This is a genomic window from Solibacillus sp. FSL K6-1781 (assembly GCF_038630735.1).
In the GTDB taxonomy this organism is placed as follows: Bacteria; Bacillota; Bacilli; order Bacillales_A; family Planococcaceae; genus Solibacillus; species Solibacillus silvestris.
This window is the reverse complement of record NZ_CP152038.1, coordinates 1958162-1975861: the sequence shown is the minus strand read 5'-3', so window position 1 is coordinate 1975861 and position 17700 is coordinate 1958162. Positions and strand designations below refer to the sequence as shown.

The 17700-nt window shown below is 33.6% G+C and carries 14 protein-coding genes; 8 read left to right on the top strand and 6 right to left on the bottom strand.

The genetic code is table 11. From position 1 onward, the window contains the following. Positions 1 to 100: 100 nt before the first annotated feature. Positions 101 to 952: an MBL fold metallo-hydrolase gene (locus MHH37_RS09740; protein ID WP_342576098.1), complete on the bottom strand. Its 852-nt coding sequence runs from the start codon at positions 950 to 952 to the stop codon at positions 101 to 103. 655 nt (positions 953 to 1607) lie between these two features. On the opposite strand from MHH37_RS09740, the gene thrS reads away from it, so the two are divergent. After that, positions 1608 to 3527 (top strand): threonine--tRNA ligase, encoded by a 1920-nt coding sequence (gene thrS, locus MHH37_RS09735; RefSeq protein ID WP_342576097.1) that lies wholly within the window; start codon positions 1608 to 1610, stop codon positions 3525 to 3527. A 762-nt stretch (positions 3528 to 4289) separates the two neighbouring features. Here thrS and MHH37_RS09730 read toward each other — a convergent pair. Both MHH37_RS09730 and MHH37_RS09725 read right to left on the bottom strand, forming a co-directional pair. Then, on the bottom strand, positions 4290 to 4850 hold the full coding sequence (locus MHH37_RS09730) for a GNAT family protein (RefSeq protein ID WP_342576096.1): 561 nt from the start codon (positions 4848 to 4850) through the stop codon (positions 4290 to 4292). 523 nt (positions 4851 to 5373) lie between these two features. Next, positions 5374 to 5721 (bottom strand): helix-turn-helix transcriptional regulator, encoded by a 348-nt coding sequence (locus MHH37_RS09725; RefSeq protein WP_342576095.1) that lies wholly within the window; start codon positions 5719 to 5721, stop codon positions 5374 to 5376. A gap of 126 nt (positions 5722 to 5847) precedes the next feature. Here MHH37_RS09725 and MHH37_RS09720 point away from each other — a divergent pair, with 126 nt between their 5' ends. From MHH37_RS09720 to MHH37_RS09710, 3 genes are all read left to right on the top strand, one after another. After that, positions 5848 to 6840 carry a DGQHR domain-containing protein gene (locus MHH37_RS09720; protein WP_342576094.1) on the top strand — a complete coding sequence of 331 codons (993 nt, stop codon included), beginning with the start codon at positions 5848 to 5850 and terminating at the stop codon, positions 6838 to 6840. Positions 6841 to 6904: 64 nt separating this feature from the next. Beyond that, on the top strand, positions 6905 to 8026 hold the full coding sequence (locus MHH37_RS09715) for a hypothetical protein (RefSeq protein ID WP_342576093.1): 1122 nt from the start codon (positions 6905 to 6907) through the stop codon (positions 8024 to 8026). Between the two features lie 18 nt (positions 8027 to 8044). Then, entirely contained in the window at positions 8045 to 9565 is a 1521-nt protein-coding gene (locus tag MHH37_RS09710; RefSeq protein WP_342576092.1) for a hypothetical protein, read from the top strand. 459 nt (positions 9566 to 10024) lie between these two features. On the opposite strand, the gene MHH37_RS09705 is transcribed toward MHH37_RS09710, so the two are convergent. Further along, positions 10025 to 11542, bottom strand: coding sequence for a transglutaminase domain-containing protein (locus MHH37_RS09705; RefSeq protein ID WP_342576091.1), 1518 nt, complete (start codon positions 11540 to 11542; stop codon positions 10025 to 10027). Between the two features lie 18 nt (positions 11543 to 11560). Continuing rightward, entirely contained in the window at positions 11561 to 12100 is a 540-nt protein-coding gene (locus tag MHH37_RS09700) for a GNAT family N-acetyltransferase (protein WP_342576090.1), read from the bottom strand. Between the two features lie 543 nt (positions 12101 to 12643). Here MHH37_RS09700 and MHH37_RS09695 point away from each other — a divergent pair. The 4 genes from MHH37_RS09695 (at position 12644) to MHH37_RS09680 (ending at position 16916) form a co-directional block, all read left to right on the top strand. Next, the gene (locus tag MHH37_RS09695) at positions 12644 to 12982 is read left to right on the top strand and encodes a DUF485 domain-containing protein (protein WP_342576089.1); all 339 of its coding nucleotides are present in this window, start codon (positions 12644 to 12646) and stop codon (positions 12980 to 12982) included. Positions 12983 to 12984: 2 nt separating this feature from the next. Then, a complete protein-coding gene (locus MHH37_RS09690) occupies positions 12985 to 14535 on the top strand; it encodes a cation acetate symporter (protein ID WP_014823874.1) in 1551 nt (516 codons plus the stop codon). Between the two features lie 513 nt (positions 14536 to 15048). Next, on the top strand, positions 15049 to 15375 hold the full coding sequence (locus MHH37_RS09685; protein WP_342576086.1) for a DUF485 domain-containing protein: 327 nt from the start codon (positions 15049 to 15051) through the stop codon (positions 15373 to 15375). Further along, positions 15372 to 16916: a sodium/solute symporter gene (locus tag MHH37_RS09680; RefSeq protein ID WP_008408775.1), complete on the top strand. Its 1545-nt coding sequence runs from the start codon at positions 15372 to 15374 to the stop codon at positions 16914 to 16916. Before MHH37_RS09685 ends, MHH37_RS09680 begins: the two co-directional genes overlap by 4 nt. Before the next feature lie 104 nt (positions 16917 to 17020). Here the strand turns inward: MHH37_RS09680 and MHH37_RS09675 are convergent, their stop codons facing one another. Then, a complete protein-coding gene (locus MHH37_RS09675; RefSeq protein ID WP_342576084.1) occupies positions 17021 to 17518 on the bottom strand; it encodes a 4'-phosphopantetheinyl transferase superfamily protein in 498 nt (165 codons plus the stop codon). Positions 17519 to 17700: the final 182 nt, after the last annotated feature.

The following is a 17700-nucleotide window of genomic DNA, read 5'->3' as shown; positions in this document are numbered from 1 at the left end:
TTAGCGCTAATTTTTATTATAAAGAAAATAACATATTCTTAATGAAAATAACCAATGGTCACTTCTAAAGTGATCATTGGTTACGTAATTCATTCTTTTATCAAATTAGTGATTGAATAATGTAGTCATTTACAAAAGCCTTAATAAAAAATAACTCATCATCATTTGGTGTTCTGTTATTTTCTAGCTTGAAGGACTCTAATGCCTTATCTAACGAAGAAGAATTAACCGCTTTACTTGCTGCTCTTAAATCTTTCCAAAAAGTCATCATTTCTTCCAAATCACAAATAGATTCATGGCCAAGAAGGAACGATTCCGCATGATATTTTTGAACGTCTTCAATCATCGGAATTAATAATGATTGCTTATAATGGAATAAAAAATCTTTCGTTGTTCCATATACACAATCTCCTAAAAAAATGACTTTCTCATCAGGCACATAAATGATTGTAGCATCATTAGAATGTGTACTGTTAATTTTTTCAAGTACACATAATTTATTTCCTAAATCAAGCGTTAATGTTTTTTCAAAGATGATGTGTGGAGAGTTTAATTTAAAGTGATCTCTATTTGGAATTTCTGCTTCAATAATCTCGATACATTTATCGCTCATCACGTTAGACTGTGCATATGATTGTAGTGAACTGTCATCAAATGTGTAACCTTGCCATACTTTTAATAATTCGTTTGTTTGGCTGTTCACGATAATCGTTGCATCAAATTCATTCATGCCAAGGAAATGATCCCAATGTGCGTGGGTAATGACCACATATTTAATTGGGGGCACATTTAGTTTCTTAATTTCATTTAAAAAATCCTTTGCATGCTGAGTAGAGTTACCACAGTCTATAAGTAGACTATATTGTTCTCCACAAACCAGTCCTAGAGTAGGGCGGTCGTTTTCATCTTGATTAGGCATATAATATATAGAATCACTGAATTTTTTTAACATGTTTTATTTTCCTCTTTACTAAGTTGTTGTAAAACGAAAGAGAAAATCTACATGTTTATCCTATATTTAATAAAATAAGTTAAGATTTTCTCAGATTACTTGTTTACCATTGGACTAATACCCCCTTTTCGATATGGGAAATTATAACATAAAAGTAGATTTAAAGGATGTATAATTAACGATTTTTTAATAATAATCTTCAACAATCGGGCGCTTTCCTTGAATACGAAAAGAATTTCTATATATATTTAAGAAAATTTATGTAATGAAAAATCCAATAACAGTAACAAATATGGGGTATTTATCATGTTAATTATTGGAGACAGAGTATTGACATTAATTTGGTAATGTATTAAATTACATATTAATTTCAATTTTAAAAAGCAATGAAAAGGATATGAATCGTTTTAGTGAAGGTCAAAAGAGAGGGAAATCACCGGCTGAAAGTTTCCTGATTGGATAATTCGTTTTACTCCCTTGGAGCTGTGCTAGGAAACTAGCAACGTGTACAGGCGTTATCTGTATCAATGAGCTACTGTAAGTATTTCAGACAGTAGGAATTTGGGTGGAACCACGGGTATGCAAGCATATATTCGTCCCTTTGCGGATGAATATATGCTTTTTTATTTACCAAATTATGAAAAGGAGAGGTAGTATGTCAAATCAAGAAGTAACAATTCAATTTCCAAATGGCGAGCAAAAACGCTTTGCCAAAGGTGTTACGCTAACCGAAATTGCCAAGTCAATTAGTCCGAGCTTAGCGAAAAAATCAATTGTGGGAAGTGTAAATACTACGACAACCGATTTGACACGACCAATTCACGTGGACGCTGAAATTTCGCTGTATGATGCTTCATCAAAGGAAGGCTTAGGGGTACTTCGTCACTCAACAGCACATTTGTTAGCCCAAGCTGTGAAACGTTTATATCCAGATGCAAAATTCGGCGTTGGACCTGTTATTGAAAATGGTTTTTATTATGATATCGAAATGAGTCATACACTCGTGCCGGAGGATTTACAAGCAATTGAGCGTGAGATGAAAAAAATTATGAGTGAAAATCATTCAGTAATTCGTAGAGAAATGTCGAGAGAAGAAGCAAAGGTTATTTTTGCACGTGATCATCTAAAGTTGGAACTGCTTGAAGCGATTCCCGAAGATGAAGTGATCACAATTTATGAGCAAGGAGAGTTTGTTGATTTATGTAGAGGGCCACACGTGCCATCGACAAATAGTTTGCAGCACTTTAAGTTGATGAATATTGCAGGTGCGTATTGGCGTGGCGATAGCAATAATCAAATGTTGCAACGCATTTATGGGATAGCCTTTGCAACGAAAGAGGATATGCAGGATTATTTCGTATTCCTTGAAGAAGCTGATAAACGTAATCACCGTAAGCTTGGGAAAGAATTAGAATTATTTATGTTTTCAGAAGAGGCACCAGGGATGCCGTTTTATTTAGCGAATGGTCAAATTATTCGCAATGAACTAGAGAGTTTTTTACGCAATTTGCAAGCAACTTACGATTACAAAGAAGTACGTACACCATTAATGATGAATCAACGCCTTTGGGAACAATCAGGACACTGGCAGCACTACAAAGAAAATATGTACTTCACACAAGTGGATGAGCAAAAGTTCGCTTTAAAACCGATGAACTGTCCTGGACATATGCTGATTTATAAAAATGATTTACATTCATATCGAGATTTACCGATTCGTATGGCAGAGTTTGGTCAAGTGCATCGACATGAATTTAGCGGTGCATTAAATGGGCTACTGCGCGTACGAACATTCTGTCAGGATGATGCACATATTTTCGTCACACCGAAACAAATAGAAGACGAAATTGCACTCGCATTACAGATTATTGATCACGTATATAAAGTATTCGGTTTTGAATATGAAGTTGAGTTATCCACACGTCCTGAAGATTATATGGGAGAACTTGACTTATGGAATCAAGCTGAAAAAGCACTTGAAAATGTTTTAAACCGACTCGGCATTCCTTATAAAATTAATGAGGGAGACGGTGCATTTTACGGACCGAAGATCGATATTCATATTCGAGATGCCATCAAACGTAGCCATCAATGTGCAACGGTACAGTTAGATTTTCAACTACCAGAGAAGTTTGATTTAACATATGTGAATGAAGACAATGAGAAAGTGCGTCCAGTTGTCATTCATCGAGCTGTATTCGGTTCTATAGATCGCTTCTTAGGCATTTTAATCGAACATTTTGGCGGTGCATTCCCATTATGGATAGCACCACAACAAGTAAAGGTGATTGGCGTGTCTGACACTCATACTGCATATGTAGAAAAAGTTACAGCACATTTGCGTCAAGCAAATATTCGAGTAGCTATTGATAAACGTAACGAAAAGCTAGGTCGAAAAATTCGAGATGCTCAAATGCAAAAAATACCGTATATCCTTGTATTAGGTGATCAAGAACAACAAAATGAAACTGTCACTGTAAGAGCGTATAAACAGGATGGATTGAATACAATATCTATTGATATTTTTATTGAACAGATTCAAAAAGAACTACGCGATAAAAAATTACCTCTGTAAATTTTAATATTTTAGAATAGTCCTTACTCACCTAGAAATAAAAAGGCACAAACGTATTCGTTTCGTTTAGTGCCTTGACTTTAAATTCGATTATAACGTTAATTATAGGAGTTATAATTGGAAAACAATCTTCCACAATCGGACGCGTTTCTTCAATAAGAAGATTGCTTTTTTCCGTTATAGGGCCATATTGTGGAATAACATGAGTATTAGGAGTATTAGCAATTAATAACCTAGAATTTTGCTACAATAACAAAGGTGTAGAAAATTTATTTACGGGGTTATAGAAAAATAACTGTATATTAGAATTACGAGAGGTTGAATATAAAATTGGAAAAACTAACAAAATACATTATTGCAATCGCATTGGTCATTTTAGCTATAAATAGTTTCTTTATATCTGCATATTTATAGAATATTGTAGAATTAATTGCAGCTTTAGTTAATTCACACTGAAAAAATCTTACTTGGGGGATACAAACTCCCACAATCGGCCGCTTTCCTTGAATAAGGAAGGGGGGCCCTTTTTAGTTAGAGGGCCATTTAATTGAATAACACTTTTGACGATAAACAATGTTATGCAAGTTTTTATGCAAATTTATTAACAAGCTCTGCGAGTATAAATGCTGCTATTTCAACCGTTTATACCATATGTATAGAAAACTGTGTAATTAATCGTTCAAGCGAAAAGGTACGAATGTTGATTTAACAACATTCATACCTTCGTGGTGTATGCCCAAACTTTTATTTGGGAACGTTTAATTAGATTTCAATGTATTCTGTATGCAACATAGTATTTTCCCATTCTTCTCTTAAAATCCCCATACGAATTGAATCGTAATAGACACCTTCATGATAGCGGACTTTACGAATGCGTGCTTCCATTTGCATACCAAGTTTTTCTCCTACACGAATCATTCTTTCGTTTCCAGACCACGTTGTAAAACCTACACGAACTAATGGCATTGTTGTAAAAAGATGATTCATCCATAATTTTAATACTCGTGTACCTATGCCTTTTCCCCATGAACTTGCTTCATGTAATATTATCCCCACTTCAAGCCATTTAGAGGGCTCATGCTCCCAATAATAAGAGATAATACCATGAACTATTCCATTTACTTCAATTACCCAGCAGCTTTCGTCACCAATCCATTCATCTTTTGATAACAAAAAATCTTCATACGGCTTCGGATGATGTGGAAAATAAGGGGCATCCCATTTTTTCCATTCGGGCTTTTCATCTTTATAAATGAGTTCCCACAAGCGAAATAAATCTTCCTCGACTACTGGTCGAATTGTTAATTCTTTATTTGAGTACATTCCTTATCCTCTTTTCAATTATTTTCGTTTCGTTGAGATTGAAAAGAGAAGACATATCTACTTTTCAATCACCTTTGTTACCTGTTTCATATTAATCAACCCTTTCTGTATAAAATCTTTATAAATATAGCATATTTTCCCAATTTTATAAAATATATATATAGCGAAACATTCCCAAAGCGACGTTTGGGAGTATTGCTGATCATAATATTGTAATGGGCATTCTTTATTCAACAATCGGGCGCGTTTATGGAGTAACTCAGGTAGAAAGTGATCAAACTTTTTTATAAAAAACAAAATTAATAATGCTAAGGAAGAATCCATTTTGATCAATCTTTTTTCATAATGGATTCTTCTTTTTAATCGTAAAATAAGGATTTACGGAGAGTTTTTGCTCAAACTTTATTTCAAAGCTACAAATAGATAGGAACTATCAGATTTTAACTTAGTAAAAGTAAGGATAATAATTAGGTCCTAAAAAGCAGCAATTCGGGGATAGAATTGCTGCTTTAACTATATATATTTATTTATACATTTGTTTTATTTCTTGAACAATATTAATAATTCTACTTAATTCATGCTCATTAAAATCATTCATTATGTTTAATAATACATTTAGCTTCTCTTGTTTATTAAAAAATTGTTCATCAATGTCTAATCCTTCAAACTTTAATAATTCAATCGGTGATATTTCTAATCCATGCGCTATTTTTTCAAGTGTTTGCATAGTAATATTGCGTTCTCCACGCTCAACACCTGCTAAGTAAGTGGTATGTAAACCGCATTTTTCGGCCAATTCTTCTTGCGTTAAACCATTAATTTTTCTAACTTCTCTAATGTTTCCACATATAACTTTAATTAGTTCTGACATTTTATCACCTCACTTTAAGATTATGTGAGATTTAAAAATCCAAAAGATAATCATAAGCGCAAAAAACTTGAATACTATACATAAAAGTATTATAATACTTAGTAGTAACAAAAAGGAGTTAAGAAATTGAGTAATTTATTAAATTCTAATATTGCAATAGAAAATGTTGTCCAGACTAAAATGAGAGGCAGAGTAGCATATCAAGGTGCTGTCTCGTCGCAAATTGCTATACAGTTTTCTTATTCTAAGCTTTATAACGATCCATCAGGCAAAGGTTACCAGCGCCCAATAACGAAAAAGCGTTGTACGGATTTTGCAAATTATTTATCACAAGGGGAGGGCGCACTTTATACGCCTATCCTTTTAAATGCAGCAGGGAATTGGGAGTTTCATGCCTATGATAAAAATCGCCCGTCTTTTGGACGGTTATTATGTAAAAACAAGGCCGCATTGATGGATGGCCAACATCGTCTCGGAGGAATCAAAGAATATATGGAAGAGACAGGATCTACATTAAATGTTCCATTCCTAGCATTTCATTATTTAGATGAGGATGAAGAAATTTTACTTTTCGATGTCATAAACACGAAAGCAAAGGGGATTGGGACTTCATTAAGCCGTTATCTTAACCGAAATACGGATGATTTAAGCTGGGTAGCTACAAACCTTATCCTTAAACCCGAAAGCCCTTTTTTTTCTAAAGGAACTTTAATAGGTATGCGAAGTAAAGAACGTAATATCACATTGCAAAACCTTTATAATATCGTTCATCTTCTTACAAAAGGTTCAGAGTTAGCTTCACTGCCGAAAGAAAAAAAGTTAAATTTAGCGCTTTTTTACTTCAATTTAATTAAAGAATTGTTTCCCGATGAGTGGGAGGATAATAAATTATATAGAATGACTCACATAACTTGTTTAAACGCATTAGCGATTGCAGGTAATACGATTCTAAATGAAAATTATCTTTCAAAATCGCAACAACCGGATTCAGTTAAAATCGCTAACAAAATGGCGAATTTAAGTAATATTGATTGGCTTTCTATTGGAGATTTAAAGTATTTAAAAGGGGTAGCCGGATCTAAAATGTTGGCTAAAGACATTTTGAATTGTGTTGAATAAGAATTTCAAGCTGACTAAGCAATATGCTGTCAGCTTTTTTATATTTAAAAGGAGTGGAATATAAATGATGACTTGGTCAAATAATTGGATTTCTGACGATGAATCTATTTGGTCTATCTTAATGAAAGTTAAAGTTGCAAATGAAATTAACAATATTTACTTTAAAAAAAATTACGTTAGTTCCATAAAGAGTCAGTATTTATTTGAAGACCTATTTCCGTTCAATATAAATTACGATGTGCTATCTAAGCAATTGTCTATAGATCTTATACAATATTTCACTTCCCAAATTGAAAGATGGGGCCTACATAATCTGGAAAGCATGACTTTCAACGATATAATCGCTAAAAGTTTCCGTTATTGCACGCAATGTATTCAGTCTTGCTATCACAGTACGTTACACCAGCTCAACATCTTTAAATTTTGTCCATATCATCGCACAGAACCTTTATTAAATACATGCAAGAATTGCAAGGGTGTACTATCTCTAGAAAGTGTCTTTTCAGAGAGAAGTTTCTATAAATGTGTGTGTGGTAATTATCTAGTAGAAGATCAACTCTTCTATATATTACAAAAAAAATGGCGAGAAACTGCTTTAATGATCTTTAAACGGAGCTTATTTTCACCAAAACAGCTAGTCTTCTATAACAAGACTGTTTCTTTGAGGGGAAAGCAGAATCAATTTTTTGATTTGTTAAATACCGTGGCTACAATAAAATTAAATAAAAACAAGGTGGGGGGGAAAGCAGCCTCTGAAGATTTAAGAGCAATTTACAAGGCTTTCTTGAGACGTATAAGAGGGCAATGTAAAAGGAAATGTTTGAAAAGCTATTATAAGATGGGGAGACTAGCGTACTTATGCAACCATTGTAAGTGTTATTTAAAACTTCGTTATCAATTTGAGGAAATAAATTCTGAGTGGGACCTATTTACGACGGCTAAACTGAAGAAAGAAAAACAAAATATCATTTATATTCAAAATCATAATAATGGAATCACAATTGATTCGTCTATTGAAAACGGTAAATACAATTTTATTGGATATATGTTATATTATGATCTTAATATTTCTTACTACAAATTACTCGCATATGTTGAACACAAAGTTTATGATGAAAATCATATCGTAGCATTTATACTTACCAACATCAACGAAGACGATATGTTACTAACCGTTCACTATTAGATAACAGGGAGGGCTTCTATGATTACCTGGAATAAGGACTGGATACAAGAACACGAATCATTATGGGGGATATTTGAAAAATTTAAATTTGCTAATCGAATTACTGGCAGAGAATTTTTTCGTTTTCTTACAGGAAATAAAAAGGCAAGTTATACACCTATTAGCGTTGAATACAAGTCTATTGATAATTTAATATCTATAGCTAAAGATAGACTCCGGATAATTTTTGAAATAGAAATTGATAATTATAATGAAAAATATAAAGATTTGTTTAAATCTTCAACTTTTTCAAATATCATCATTTTTAATCCTAAATTATGCATTTGCCAAAAATGTATTTCTGATGGCTATCACAGTATTTTCCACCAGTTAAATTTTGTATCCTATTGTCCTTTTCATCCTGAAGAGCAACTAACAGATAAATGCTCAAATTGTAAAGAAGATTTTAGAGAATATGATTTGGGATGTAGGGAACTTGGTTTTTGTTGTGAAAATTGTAATTATAACTTATTGAAAAAATCATTTTATTTGGCTATAAAAGAATGGAAAGAACCTAAACTAATAAAGGACGATTTTATCAATACAATATTAAACACTACTTATCAAAACTATTTAAAAGTAAATTATGTATCAACAAAGCAATATTCTATTTTGGTGAATAATAACATTATATATAAAACAATATTTACAAAATTTTCACAGGTATTAAGTCAAAATACACCGCTCTCAGTATTTGTTGAAAAAAAGAAATCCTTTAGTGCAGCGTATAAATTAAATCAAGAATCTACATTAAGAATAGGATATGTACAAAGGCAATTGAATATAGCTGTTGAAAAAAATAGTTTATATCCATATCAACTTACTCAATTGAGAGAATTAAAACATTCAAATTACGTTAATTATATAAATACTATTTTAGATTTTGAACTTTTTAATAGATCAAAATCTATCCTAAAATCTGTAGATAGATATATTCAGCGAAAAATAAATCTGAAATTTAATTTAAAGTCATATTTAGAAAATAATTCAAAGAAGAACCCGTATATTGATGCTTATAAAGAATGGAAAATATCTTGTTATAACATATTCCATAATCCAGACAAATTATTTAATCGTTTAGGTGCACATAGAACAATATTTCATTTCTGGCAATCATTCTCATTTAATCACACTCAAATTTATCCATTTTTAAATGATAAAAACAGCAAAATTTTCGATAGAGTAATGAGAAAATTTAAAAATGGAAATTACTCATTTAGTTTGATAGCGAATGTGTTCAGTAAATTATTATTTAATTTTTTATATATAAAATTTCAAAAATGTCTATGTTATTCATTAAACATTAATAACCCAAAGCACCAATGGCATCAAATGCCACCATTTATTCAAATAGTGCAGGGGCAAGGGGAAATTATAAATCGAGTTACATTTATTAATTTTTTTGATTTATTTAATTTAGACTTATCGATATCAGGAGACAACGATATTAAATGGAAATCAGATATATTTCATGATAGTCGCACTATATCCAAATTGTAATCTTAGTGCAATTAAGGAAGGCTATTGGACACTGTAATCCAAATATAATTAATATTAAACCTGCACTTAATTAAATGTGTAGGTTTACTCTTTATACATAAATTATTCAATAAGAGAAGATGTAAATGATAAATGTATTGGAAATTTTTAATCAACGGGAACTGGTAATAATATTTTATATGTATAATAATAAAAGTTAAAACTTCTTGTCCAAAACAGGGAAATTCAAAAATTTAAACTTTCTTGTCCAAAAAATTTAAAACTTCTTGTCCTTTTACAACGATCGAGGAAAGTATACAGTGAAGATTTTATAGGTATACAAAATAGGGACACGGTCATAATATATATTATAGGAAGTTAAGTCTCGTTTCAAAAGTATACTTATAATAGTGAGACGAAATACGTTTTTTTAATGAAACGACCATAATATAACCGGATTCATATATTATGGTCATTTGCTTACTTTTTCAGTTGGATCGTTACGCTTTTATACAGCTGTATATAAATAAAATTATTATCAGTAAAATACTCCAACGCGTTTTGTTTACTTAACTGCTGCTCCAAGCCTGGTATTAACGCGGTTGGCATTTTCAATTGTGCCGGCTGATGGAATTCCACATTTTTTCGGTTATTTGTTATTTGTATATGTAAACCTCTATTAATATATATATCTACCGTTAATTGTTTGCAACGATCTTCTACAATCAATTCGATTCCATCCGCGCTTTTAAACACCATTGGCTGACAATCCGCTTGTTGTTCAACTGAAGCTACCCAGCTGTCCCCAAATGTATTTAACGGGACTTCCAAGCGATTTTCATCCGTTTCAACTATTAGTGAATCTTCACTTTCTGTATCCGCTGAAAACAACTTCTGAATACTATCTGTCGTTTCATCTGCATACAAGACTTCCAATGTCGTTTCAGTTTCATAGATTCGTATAACTGGTTCCGCGCTTAACTGCGTCAATTCCTCAGCAGCAATTTCAAATTGATACAAATAGCGATTATGAGAATCATTCCTGAAATATAACAATCCATTTATAGAGAAACAAAATTGAATGTTAACAGGAAGTTTCTGTTTAGCCTGTAATGGATAATTCGCCAAGTTCATTTCATACAAATGTCCATTTCCAGGATGCGGATAATATACACTAGTATTGACGACACAGCCATCATATAAACGATGAAATGCTTCAAATTTAGTACTCGTACAAATGGGATAATGATTTTCATTCCATTCATGATCAAGACGCATTTTCTCATCCGCAACTAAAAAATAGCGATAGCGAACTTCTCTGTCTGGAATAGAACCGATATCATTCCAAGTCACGTCAACATGATACCAATGCCCATCAATTTGCACCATGTTCCAAGCATGTCCCTCTGCCCCCTCACCCGCCGCTTTTCCAATCACATAATAACAAGGGATCTCCAAAGCTTCCATCATCTTTTCAAACAAAAGCGCATATGCCATACAAACACCGTGTTTTTCGTTCATAAACGTATATACAGCAAACGGCGAACCTTCTGTATGACGTTCATATCTATACGTTCTGGCAATATAATCATGGACAATTAAAACCTTTTGCAACATCGACATGTCGGCATGAATTCGCTTCTTTAAAATGGCTTGAATTTCATCAACCATCCATTTTTCTTCCTGACGTGACATCCGGTAACGCATCGTAAACTCCACTTTAATCCGATTTTTCGTTAATTGGCGATATTTATAGCTGCGCTTTTCACAATGTTGGGTATAAAATGGCTGTTCTAAATGGCACTGGTCAAAAGCTTCCTTCATTAAATCATCGATTGGCATAGGCAGCTGGCCGTTAATATGCAGCGTAAATTGCCTGTCCATACGCTCCATATGGGCAATAAGCGCCGGCAGCAATTGTTTCGCTGTAATGGTTGTTGTTTTGATTGAATTTCCTTGCCTTTTATATTGTTCATAGCTTTCAAAATATGTTTTCACAATATGTCGATACTCCTCTTATAACGCTTCCGTTGGGTCTTCTTCAAATGAATTGAGCTTAACATATATTTCAACCTTTTTCCCGTCCATTTCAATTAATTTCTCCAATTGCATTCCGTTTTTTAATGCAATCTTTTTAGATCCTTCATTGCCTACTTGAATCGCTGAAATATAACGGTGCAGCCACATTTCTTCATCTGCATATTTTGCCAATGCCTGAGCTGCTTCAAATCCATAGCCTTGTCCCCAGTAAGCGCGTTTAATCCAGTACCCAAGCTCAATTTCAAATGTATCATCAATAACTTGTGCAACAAGCCCCGCATGACCGATAAAATCGCCCGTTTGACGATGGATTAATTTATGTAACCCATAATCATCAAAATTACGGTACTGTTCCTTCATCCGTTCGATTAAACGAATTGCATACTGTTCATCTTTTATATGTCCATTTCCAATATATTTCATCATAAATGGGTCCGAAACAAGCTCAATAACATACGCAAGATCCTTATCTGAATACCGTTCAAAAGTTAATCGTTTCGAATTCAAATTCAACATACTGTCCCTCCATTTTAATATTTTTTTGATTCTTTATTTATAATATCCCGGGTTTTTTCTAACACATAGTCAAAATATTAATATTTAACTTTCAATTTTTGTAAATTACAATCGATTTATTCTACAAATTAAATCAATAGGTTAAATAAAAATTTTTACATGTTAAGTATATCAAATTTTTACTATCACTTTTGTGTTATAGTACAATTTGCTGGATTGCTTAAAAAAAGCGAAAACTACAAATATTTTTAGTAGCGAAATATAATATTGTGCTTCATGTAATTTAAATTCTATCTAAAATATGTTTTTCTTTACTTTCTTTTTCTTGAATAATAATCTACTGTAAATTTAAAACACCACTCCTTCTATTTTATCTCCTTAAAACTTGATAATTCTACTTCATTCCCTTTTTAAACATTCCAAGTTTTCAGAAAAAATGTTATTGCATTATATTCTCCACCCTCTTACAATGAGTACTATTAACGGGTCCAAAGCGTAATATGCCGTTTAAAACAGAATAATTTTTCATAAGGAGGAATTCCGTTGAGTCAATTAGATAACAAAATCTCAGCGAAATGCGATGGTATTAACTATGATAAAATCGATCGCATGGAAACATTTAATCAGTTTGTAAAGAAGAAAAACACATTTTTATTCGGAATAACTATAACATTTTTGACATTTTACCTCTTATTACCGATCCTGGCATTCACTTCTGTGTTACAACAGAAAGCTGTCGGCAATATTACGTGGGTATGGGTTTACTCGCTTGCCCTATTCATTATGACCATTATTTTATGTACACTCTACGTAAAAATGGCATCAAAATTTGATAAAGCTGCAGCTGACGTTTTACAAGAATATGAAAAGGCAGGTGCATAACGATGAATCTTGTTTCAGCAGGTTTCTTTATTGGTATCGTCGGTTTAACCTTGATCGTTACATATATCGCGGCTAGGAGAACTTCTTCAGCAAGTGATTTCTATACAGCTGGCGGTGGTTTAAAAGGTTGGCAAAATGGATTTGCCATTGCCGGTGACTACTTATCGGCAGCTGCATTTCTAGGGGTTTCCGGAGCGATAGCATTAACAGGCTTTGACGGCTTCTTCTTTTCTGTCGGATATGTCGTTGCAAATTTAGTTCTACTATATATAATAGCAGAACCGATGCGTAATTTAGGACGCTATACTTTGGCTGATATGCTGACAGCGCGTTTTAATGAAAAACGGATTCGCGGTGTAGCTGCTACAGGCACGATCATTATCGTAATTTTGTATATGATAGCCCAATTGGTTGGTGCGGGCGCGTTAATTAAGCTTTTATTCGGTATTGAGTATTGGATGGCTGTTTTAATTGTAGGGGTCATGATGACGACGTATGTACTGTTCGGCGGAATGACGGCAACGAGCTGGGTACAGATTATTAAAGCAGGTCTATTATTGTTCGGTACAACATTATTGGCGTTTTTAGTATTTTCGAAGTTTGATTTTAGTTTAGTGAAAATGTTTGATACGGTTAGCACAAATTACGGTGACGAGTATTTAGTACCTGGTATGAAGTATACATCTACAATCGATTCGGTTTCGATGATGCTTGCATTAGTGCTCGGTACATCAGGTTTACCACATATTTTAATGCGCTTCTTTACGGTAAAAGATGCGAAAACGGCGCGTGCATCGATTTCATGGACAACATGGATTACTGCGATTTTCTTCTCGCTGACAATCTTCTTAGGTTTTGGTGCAATGCACTTCGTCGGGTTTGATAAAATCATCGCAGAAAATGCTGCGGGTAACACGGCTGCCCCGTTATTGGCAGAGTTTTTAGGCGGCAATATATTATTATCATTTATTTGTGCGGTTGCGTTTGCTACTATATTAGCGGTTGTATCCGGGTTAGTATTAACAGGTGCATCAGCGATTTCGCATGACATTTATGGTGAGATTCTTAAAGACGGGAAATTAACAGAAAAGCAACAAGTATTAGCAGCTAGAATCGGTTCGATTTCCATTGCAATTGTTTCTATCATTTTGGCATTATTTGCGCAAAGCTTAAACGTTTCATTCCTTGTATCCTTTGCATTTTGTATCGGGGCTTCGGCGAACTTACCAGTTATCCTTTACACGATCTATTGGAAGAAATTCAATGCAAACGGCGCGGTTGCAGCAATGGTTACCGGTTTAGTATCTTGTCTTGTATTAGGTGCGCTAGGCCCTAACATTTGGAGTCCTACAGGAAATGCGATTTTCGTAGGCGAACCACTCGTGAACTTAGCAGTACCTGCCATTATTACGATTCCTTTAAGTTTCTTAGCAGGTTATTTAGGTTCTATATTAACAGCACATAAAGTGGAACGTGCAGAGTCAGAACGTGTTTATAAAGAGATCCGCGTCAAGGCACATACAGGTATTTCTGTACAAGATGTTTCTCATTAATTATGATAAGAAAGTAAATTAGATGAATAGATTAGAATGTTAGATGAATAGATTAGAATGATAGAAAACTGTCTCGAAAATATTTACTATTTTCGGACAGTTTTTTGCTTTTTTATACCATTTTTTTCATGAATATAACTTTTTGAATATACTGAATTCATATTTTTGTAAAATAAATTATTTTTTAAATATTACTTTTACTTATAGAAACGAATAATATTTTCTTATAATTAAATTTCTGATTTTTTGTAATACTTTAATGTTTAGACCCCTTCAAACCCATATAACATATACCTTTCCTTCAATTACCCAAAATATAACATTTTAACATTCTCCCCTTAATGTATTATTTTTTCTCTATTAAACTTATTTTTGCAGTAAATTTTTCCACATAATTTATTTAAAAAGTGTTGCAATTTTGTTACAGCTAAAATAGAATGAAAATGTAAAATCCTAAAAGTAGAATTTTACGTACATTAAGCAGTAATAATTATCACAAATGGGGGAATGTTTATGGGGAATAATCAAAAGCCGATTATTGATTATGAGAGAATTGCATCGCAGCAATCTTTCAGGCAACTTGCAAGAAAAAAGAATTCATTTTTATGGTCGATTACCGCAATTTTTTTAGTACTTTATATGTTATTACCAATCTTAACTTCGTTTACAGAAATCTTACATCAAAAAGCGATTGGTGATATTACATGGGTTTGGCTTTATTCAGCAGGTTTGTTCATAATGACTTGGGGATTAGCTCACTTCTATGTAGCACGTGCTAATAAATATGACGCAGAAGCCAAAGCAATTATTGCGGAATATGAAGGAGGTAAAAGCAAATGAGTTTTACAGCGATATTCTTCTTCGTAGCAATCGTAGGTTTAACTTTAGTCATTACTTGGTGGGCGTCTAAACGTACATCTAGTGCATCGGACTTCTACACAGCTGGCGGCGGTTTAACGGGCTGGCAAAATGGTCTGGCGATTGCTGGTGACTATCTATCAGCAGCATCATTCTTAGGTATCGCCGGTTCGATTGCATTATTCGGTTTCGATGGATTCTTCTTCTCGATCGGTTACCTTGTAGCCTATTTAGTAGTTTTATATATCGTAGCAGAGCCATTACGCAACTTAGGCCGTTTCACATTAGCGGACATGATTACAGCTCGTTTCGATAAAGCAAAAGTTCGTGGTACAGCAGCATTATCTACGATTACAATTGTATTGTTCTACATGATTGCCCAGCTTGTAGGTGCAGGTGCCCTTATTCAATTACTGTTAGGTATTGAATACTGGATGGCGGTACTTTTAGTTGGTGTCATGATGACAATTTACGTATTATTCGGTGGTATGACGGCAACATCTTGGGTACAGATCATTAAAGCATGTCTATTAATGTTAGGTACTGTTATTATTTCATTCTTAGTATTAGCAAAATTCGACTTCTCTATCGCTACTATGTTTACTCAAATGACAACGGTAACTGAGCATGGTGAAGCTTACTTAAATCCAGGTTTACGTTATACAAATGGTATTGATACAATTTCAATGCTGATGGCATTAGTACTTGGTACAGCAGGTCTTCCACACATCTTAATGCGTTTCTTCACAGTAAAAGACGCACAAACAGCTCGTTCTTCAGTAATTTGGGCTACTTGGATTGTTGGTTTATTCTATGTATTAACGATTTTCCTAGGTTTCGGTGCAGCAGCATTCGTTGGTAAAGACGAAATCGTAGCGGCGAACCCGGCAGGTAACATGGCTGCCCCACTTTTAGCACAAGCGCTTGGTGGCGACATTCTATTCTCATTCGTGTGTGCGGTAGCATTCGCGACAATCTTAGCGGTAGTAGCAGGTTTAGTACTTTCGGGTGCATCTGCCCTATCACATGACATTTACGGCCAAATTATTAAAAAAGGTAAAGTTACTGAAAAAGAAGCGGTTAAAGCAGCTCGTATCGGTTCAATTATTATCTCAATTGTTTCGATTCTATTAGCTTTAGGTGCTCAAACATTAAACGTAGCATTCTTAGTATCATTAGCATTCTGTATTGCGGCATCAGCAAACTTACCGGTAATTATCTACACAATCTACTGGAAACGTTTCAACACATCAGGTGCTGTTACAGCAATGTTAACAGGTTTAATCTCTGCATTAATTTTAGTTGCCGTATCTCCAAACGTATGGAATCCGGTGGAAGGTAAAGCAATCTTTGTTGGTGAACCGTTAATTATGTTAACGAACCCGGCATTAATTTCTGTACCTCTTGGCTTCTTAGGCGGATTTATCGGTACATTAATTTCTAAAGAAAGAAATGATCTGAAATACCGTGAAGTTGAGGTAAAAGCTCAAACAGGTATTTCTGTACAAGACATTTCTCACTAAAATAACCTTCCTTACTTTGACGAGTTGAGGATAAACGAATCAGCCTCTAACAGTGTTAGAGGCTGATTTCTATATATCTACTATTTACTCCAAATGATTAAGGATTATTGAGCATATAATTTCAAAACGTCTGAACAATCTTCATAACACACGCTAATCGAAAGGTTGTTAAATGTAAATGAAGAAATATTGTAATCAAGAGCATAGCTATTTAATTCACACATATTTTCATGAATGCCCTCGCCTGTATATTTTAAAATTGCTTCTTTCCTCGTCCAAATTTCTGAAAACAGAGTGCCCGCGTTCAATTTGGTTTTTTCCTGTTCATGTAAAATCCAACCGTATAATGATTCCTCATAAGGGATTATCAATTGTTCCGCATCGATCCCAATATTCCCGATTGTACTGATTGCAACTACTAAAAACCGTTCTGTATGGCTCCAATTGATAAATTTTTCTTCACCGATTATATAAGGCTTGCCCCTTTCATCTTTTCGAATTCGAATATTAAATGTACTCTCAATAAGGTTTGATGCCCAATTGCCTTTAGGCTCATCAGTATTCACGTTATTTTTCCAATCTTCAATAATATAAATATCCAAGGATTCGCTTCACTCCAATAAAAAAGTAGGCAATGGCCCCTACAGTATTGTGTATATTAACACTTAAAAGAAATGTTCTCTATTTCAGAACAAAAAAAGCACCGATTTCATGTTAGAAAAGACATAAAAATCGGTGCTCCAATCATTTAGTTATAAGAAGTTGATTGCTCTAAATCCTACAT